The 6,440-nt window shown below is 39.6% G+C and carries 8 protein-coding genes; 4 read left to right on the forward strand and 4 right to left on the reverse strand.

Annotated elements, in window-relative coordinates:
- The first annotated feature begins 252 nt into the window (after positions 1-252).
- The 3 genes from CWB76_RS18540 to CWB76_RS18550 are packed head-to-tail and all read left to right on the forward strand — an operon-like array spanning position 253 to position 3,159.
- Positions 253-927, forward strand: coding sequence for a TorF family putative porin (locus tag CWB76_RS18540; protein WP_138609609.1), 675 nt, complete (start codon positions 253-255; stop codon positions 925-927).
- Positions 928-936: 9 nt separating this feature from the next.
- On the forward strand, positions 937-1,662 hold the full coding sequence (locus tag CWB76_RS18545) for a substrate-binding periplasmic protein (RefSeq protein ID WP_138609611.1): 726 nt from the start codon (positions 937-939) through the stop codon (positions 1,660-1,662).
- A gap of 9 nt (positions 1,663-1,671) precedes the next feature.
- Positions 1,672-3,159 carry a methyl-accepting chemotaxis protein gene (locus tag CWB76_RS18550; RefSeq protein WP_138609613.1) on the forward strand — a complete coding sequence of 496 codons (1,488 nt, stop codon included), beginning with the start codon at positions 1,672-1,674 and terminating at the stop codon, positions 3,157-3,159.
- Positions 3,160-3,644: 485 nt separating this feature from the next.
- Here CWB76_RS18550 and gpsA read toward each other — a convergent pair whose 3' ends face one another.
- The 4 genes from gpsA to CWB76_RS18575 are packed head-to-tail and all read right to left on the reverse strand — an operon-like array spanning position 3,645 to position 5,904.
- On the reverse strand, positions 3,645-4,652 hold the full coding sequence (gene gpsA / locus CWB76_RS18560) for an NAD(P)H-dependent glycerol-3-phosphate dehydrogenase (protein ID WP_138609615.1): 1,008 nt from the start codon (positions 4,650-4,652) through the stop codon (positions 3,645-3,647).
- 3 nt (positions 4,653-4,655) lie between these two features.
- Entirely contained in the window at positions 4,656-5,144 is a 489-nt protein-coding gene (gene secB, locus CWB76_RS18565) for a protein-export chaperone SecB (protein WP_010391837.1), read from the reverse strand.
- 38 nt (positions 5,145-5,182) lie between these two features.
- Positions 5,183-5,440 (reverse strand): glutaredoxin 3, encoded by a 258-nt coding sequence (gene grxC / locus CWB76_RS18570; protein WP_138609617.1) that lies wholly within the window; start codon positions 5,438-5,440, stop codon positions 5,183-5,185.
- 32 nt (positions 5,441-5,472) lie between these two features.
- The gene (locus CWB76_RS18575) at positions 5,473-5,904 is read right to left on the reverse strand and encodes a rhodanese-like domain-containing protein (protein WP_010391832.1); all 432 of its coding nucleotides are present in this window, start codon (positions 5,902-5,904) and stop codon (positions 5,473-5,475) included.
- Between the two features lie 322 nt (positions 5,905-6,226).
- Between CWB76_RS18575 and CWB76_RS18580 the strand changes: the two genes are divergently transcribed.
- Entirely contained in the window at positions 6,227-6,424 is a 198-nt protein-coding gene (locus CWB76_RS18580; protein ID WP_138609618.1) for a hypothetical protein, read from the forward strand.
- Positions 6,425-6,440: the final 16 nt, after the last annotated feature.

Here is a 6,440-nt window from a genome sequence, read left to right on the forward strand (position 1 = left end):
AACTAGGGCATACCGAAGCATCAATGCCAAAAAGGCGCAGCCCGAAGGGTTCTGCCTAGGAGCGATTTACTCTTTGTTGCTCGGTTTTTACTTAGCCCACTAGGTTACAAACCTCGCGCCGCGATTAAACCGCTCCTAGTTTGAACAAATTTTAATCCACAAAGGTCAACAGACCCTTGTCACTGACTATTTTTCAAAATCTATAAACTTGTACTAAGCTAATAATAATATTCCTTTTTAAAACGTTAAATTATGAAAAAATTATTACTTAGCTCATTCCTACTTTGCTCAACTTCATCACTTGCGGCAACTTCGGCAACAGTAACTGTTGTTTCTGATTATTTATTCAATGGTGTTAGCCAAACTCAAGAGGACCCAGCCCTACAGGCTAGTTTTGACTGGGCTGGAGACACTGGTTTTTATGCTGGTGTTTGGGGTTCAAATGTCGACTTTGGAGAAGGTACAGACATAGAAGCAGACGGTTATTTAGGTTATTTTACTAGCCTAAACGATTCTATAAACCTTGACGTAGGCATAGCTCAATACACCTACCATGGCGAGGACTTTAGCTCAGACTATAACTATGCTGAAGCGTACGCTAAGTTCAATTATGGTAATACTAATCTAAACTTCTGGCATGCATGGGATTACTTTGGTACGGGTGCTGGCCACAGCATTGTAATGATCACGCACAACTTTCCCATTAATGATGCTTTTTCGATTGATATAGGTGCCGACTACTCACTCAGCCATGATGACGACAAATGGCAGTGGGAAGCTGATGATGATAACTATATTCATTGGCGTGTTGGTGCTAATTACACTATCAACGACTGGAACTTATCGGCCAGCTATGAAGACACAGACTTAGACACCTATGGTGACTCGACTATACTTCTTTCAGTATCAAGAACATTTAACTTTTAAGGTTACGCTATGAAAACATTATTACTATTAATATTATTAGGTTTTTCAAACTTAGTCTGTGCCGATACCGTTTACTTAACGTCATTAGCTTGGCCGCCTTATGCTGATAAATCACTCGATCAACAAGGTGCATCTGTTGCTGTAGCAAAAGCCGCATTTAAAGCTGAAGGGCACGAGCTTGTTGTAGACTTTTTCCCATGGTCTCGCGCAGTTAATTCTGCAGCTCAAGCAAATTCAAAGTATGTTGGTTATTTTCCTGAGTATATGCATGACACGTCTGATTTTGTATTTTCAAATCCAACAGGTACAGGTCCACTTGGGTTAGTACAAAACAATGTAAAACCTATCACTTTCTCTACTACCAGTGATTTAGCTGGTAAGCGTATAGGTGTGGTGCAAGATTATGTAAATACTAAAGAGCTTGACGATATGATTGCCGCGGGTTCGATAAAGGGTGATGCAGTCCCCTCCGATGTACTAAATATCAAAAAAGTTGCAGCTGGTAGAATTGATGCAGCAGTTATTGATGCCAATGTGCTTAATTATTTACTAAGTACTGATAAATCACTGGCAAGCATGAAAAGTAAAGTATCAATGAATGAAACATTACTTGAAGATAAAAGCCTTTATATTGCATTTAGAAACGATGCCGAAGGAAAAAAATGGCAACAAATCTACAACTCAGGGTTAGAGAAGATAGATGTTAATGCAATAATGTCAAACTACTTAAAGTAAGGACATCCTTTGACCCGTTCAATTTTATTTAGGCTTGTAGTTACCACGTTGAGCGCTATGATATTGGTGCTGTTGTGCTTTGGAATTTATGATTATACCACCCAAAGTAAGCAACTAAAGCAAAAACTTGATACTGAGATTAGCCTAGCTAAGGAACGTATTGGTTTATCGTTACCCAATGCAATGTGGAACTTTCAAGACGAGCTCGCAAATAAGTTAATAAAAGCTGAAGTAGCTTCTGATAATATTTCTAAAATAACAATTTATGATACTAATGAGCAAGTTTTTGCAGAAACAGACGGTGTAAAAACACAGTCTGTTATACAAAGTGAACTTATTTATGATGATTCAGGTACCCCTAATAAAGTCGGCTCAGTGAGTCTTTACGTTGAATACAGTCATATTGATAAAGTATTAACTGAATTGGCGATATTTTTAGTCATTGAGATGCTGTTGCTTGCCAGTATTTTGGGAGCTGTTTTAGTTTATATTTTTAAAAAACTAGTTGCGCAGCCTCTATCTGAGGTAGCAGAAAAAATGGCAATGATAGCCAGTGGTGATGGCGACCTAACACAAGAAATCGTTGTTAGACGCGATGACGAAATAGGTCAACTGGCAGCCTCTTTTAATAAGTTTGAGCATAAAATTGCAGCGCTTATAAATGGTTTTAAATTGTCGGTAGATGATTCGCTTAGTGTTGCAGGTAATATCTCATCACTAAGCGCAGAAGGCGTGCACTATTTATCCACACAACAGGTAGAAACAGACCAAATAGCGACAGCTATTACACAAATGGCTTCCTCTGCAACCGAAATAGAAAATAATGCAAAGCATACTTTGAACTCTGCAGAAACTGCAAATATTGATGCACAAAAAGTTCATGAAGCTTTTTTAAACTCTATTAACTCTATTGAAAGTTTAGTCGGTCAACTTGATGAATCATCTAGAGTAATAGGTACTTTAGAAGAATCTGTTCAGGATATTGTATCAGTACTTGACGTTATTCAGGCTATCGCAGAACAAACAAACCTACTGGCATTAAACGCCGCTATTGAAGCAGCTCGAGCAGGTGAGCAAGGGCGAGGGTTTGCCGTAGTTGCTGATGAAGTACGTTCTTTGGCAAGTAGAACACAAAAAAGCACAGCGGAGATCCATACTACCATTGAAAATTTGCAAAAAGGCTCTCAATCTGCAGTAAATGTCATGCAACTTAGTAAAAATATGAGTCAAGACAGTATGAGTGCCGCAACTGCAGCGAGCGAGCTGATTGCAAATATTTCTGACGCAATTGGATCAATTACCCAAATGTCGAGCCATATTTCAAGTGCAGTTACCGAGCAAAGCACCGTTGCTGAGGACTTAAGTAAAAATATTAATGAAGTGGTATCGGCTGGACAAAGTAGTATGGCTAAAATTGAACAAGTTCAAACTTACTCTCGGGATATGCAAGAGCTAGCGGCACAATTAAAAGATTCTGCCCGTGTTTTTAAAACGTAACCTAAAACTGAGACAAGTAGACTGTTGAAAGTTGTATTTATTCAAGATCTAGTGACATTTAAAGGTTAAGTTTACAGCTGCATGTTTGATCTTGAGGTAAGATTGAGTCTATGTAGTGTGGTTGGCCATAAATAGACGCAGCAGTTATTGATGCTAATGCATTAAAGTACTTACTGAGCACAGATAAACCCCTTACCAGCATTGCAAGTAAAGTTGCGATGAACGCAAATTTACTTGAAGAGAAAAAACTATATATTGCGTTTAGAAACGATGCAGAAGGACAAAAATGGCAACAAATTTATAATAAAGGTTTAGCCAAAATAAACGTCAATCAAATAATGACAAACTACTCTAATTAAGCGTATATGTCGTAATAGCTTTATTAAAGCAACCTTAAGATTAGCACATTTGCCAATACCTTAAGGTTGCTCACTATGAATAACACTTAAGGTAGGCAATAATTGATTTTAATAAATTTGGTGTTATTACTCAGAAGTTTGTTCTCTACCAAGTAATGCCATAGCAGCTGCTTTCATGCCTTTATTCTCATAAAGCACTTTGTATATTTGCTCAGTGATTGGCATTTCAACGCCCGCACGCTGCGCAAGTAAATACACTTCTTTGGTATTTCTGAAGCCTTCAACTACTTGGCCGATTGATGCAATCGCATCATCAACACTTTCACCTTGACCTAAGGCTAAACCAAAACGGCGGTTGCGCGACTGATTATCGGTACAGGTTAGAATTAAATCGCCTAAACCAGCCATCCCCATAAAGGTCTCTGGTTTTGCACCTAGGGCACAACCCAAACGCGATAACTCTGCTAAACCACGAGTAATAAGCGCGGTACGTGCATTTGCACCAAAGCCTACACCATCAGAAATCCCTGCACCAATAGCAATCACGTTTTTAACCGCACCACCAAGCTGTATGCCAATAAAGTCGTCATTGTTGTACACTCTAAACGATCGACCGCAATGTAATAAATCGGCAATTTGTTTCGCAAATGCTGATGACGTTGATGACACCGAAATAGCGGTTGGTGAGCCCTTAGCCATTTCTTTGGCAAAAGTTGGCCCCGAAAGCACCGCTAATGGTACTTCTTCACCGAGTTCTTGCACTGCCACTTCTTGCAATAAACGCCCAGTATCTGGCTCAAGCCCTTTAGTAGCCCACGCTATTTTTGCATCAGAGCGCAAAGCCGGTTTAATTTGCTTTAGCGTGTCAGCAAACGCATGACTTGGCACAACAACTAAAACAATATCGCTAGCTGCTGTTGCATGCTGTAAATCGGCTTCAAGAGTTAAGGTGTCAGGAAAAGGAATATCAGGTAAGTAACGTTGATTTTTTCGCTCAGCTGCAAGCGTCGCAACGTCTTGGCTATTGCGCCCCCATAAAGTCACTTTGTGACCATTTCGGGCTAAACAAATAGCAAGGGCGGTGCCATATGACCCCGCCCCTAAAACAGTAACAGCTGATGTTGCTGTATTCATAAATTATGCGTCTGCTGAAGCCTGCTCAGCTTGCGCTGTGCGTTGCTGCATGTACTGTGCAAATAATGCGTCAAAGTTAACTGGCGCAAGATTAAGTTGTGGAAACGTACCACGGTTTACTAAGTTCGATACCGCTTCACGTGCATATGGGAATAACACGTTAGGACAGAATGCACCTAACATGTGTGCTAATTGCATCTCTTCAACTTCAGCAATAGTAAAAATACCTGCTTGTTGAATTTCACACAAAAACGCAGTTTCTTCACCGATAGATGCTGTTACAGTTAACGCTAAAACAACTTCGTAAACACCTTCATCAAGCTTATTAGAGCGTGTATCTAAATCTAATTTTACTTCTGGAGCCCACTCTTTTTGAAAAATAGCTGGTGAATTTGGCGTTTCAAACGACACATCTTTAGTGTAAATACGTTGAATAGTAAACTGTGCGCCTGCATCAGCTTCTGCTGCTGCGTTTTGATTTTGTTCGTTCATTGTTATTCCTAACCTGTTATTTATTATAATTAATTAAATTAAGCACTCAGCTTAGCGTCAAGGTGACCTTTTGCTTCTAGTGCCATCATGTCGTCACAGCCACCGATGTGTTCATCGTTAATAAAAATTTGTGGAACCGTGCTTGCGCCACCGGCTTTGGCGATCATTTCATCGCGAAGCTCTGGCTGAACGCCAATATCAATGTTTGTGTATTCTACACCTTTACTGTCTAACAGCGCTAATGCGCGATGACAAAAAGGACAATATCCTTTGGTGTATAAAACAACGTTACTCATAATTAATCCTTAATCGGTTTAGCTAAGAGGTATTAGCGACCGCTTGTTGTTGGCAGACTTGCTGATTGCCACGCCCCCATACCGCCAGATAAAACATAAACCTGTTCATAACCTGCTTTATGCATTGCGGTTGCAACGCCTGAAGCAGTCATGCCTGCAGCACATACCACTATAATGGGTTTGCTCTTATACTTTTCAAGGGTTGAGAAATCAGATTCTTTGGCTTTTTCAGGGTTTAAATGCACAGCACCGGCAATATGGCCTGTTTTAAACTCTTTTTGCCCACGCATATCAACAACCTGACCGTCTTCGCGGTTAATAAGTAACGTTAACTGCTGAGGATTGATCTGACGAATTGCTGAAAATTTACTTTTTATTGCGCCACTAACAATAAGAAACGCAATCGCAACCCAAGCTAGGCTTAGAATTGGATGATTTGAGACAAATTCAATATATTGATCCATTCGACTTCCACTATAAAGTTACATGCTAAAACAGGGTGTTTTAGATATTTAATTCATATTTATTGAACTTACACAATGAGCAGTCACTCACCTGTAATTCAATTTAGAGCACTGTTAGGCTACTCTGAATTTTACCTACACATAGGCTTAGCTTACCCTACAAGCCTATTCAATACTTGAATAAAATAGGGATTAGCCGCGCAAGTATACCCAAATCAGCTAAAAATGCGAGTTTAAGCACGCTTGTAAGCCACAATGTAGTGCTCTTTTAACTAAAAAATAACCCACCCCTTCAAAGTATACAATTGAGAGAGTGAGCTCATTGAAAATTTTTAATATCTTCTTTTCATTGCTGATCCTAGCTATAAAACACGGTATGCTTAAGCTTGGCATGTTGGCATTAATGTTAGCGTGTATTTTAGCAACGCTAGGGTCTGTTGATCTTTCAAGGTTAAATTTGCAGCAGTCTGTTTGGTATTTAGGTAAGGCAGAGCCTATGTGGTGTGGTTATTCGCCATAAATAGGCGAGTCGGCTG

This window comes from Pseudoalteromonas sp. S1609, from assembly GCF_005887255.1.
Taxonomy (GTDB): Bacteria; Pseudomonadota; Gammaproteobacteria; order Enterobacterales; family Alteromonadaceae; genus Pseudoalteromonas.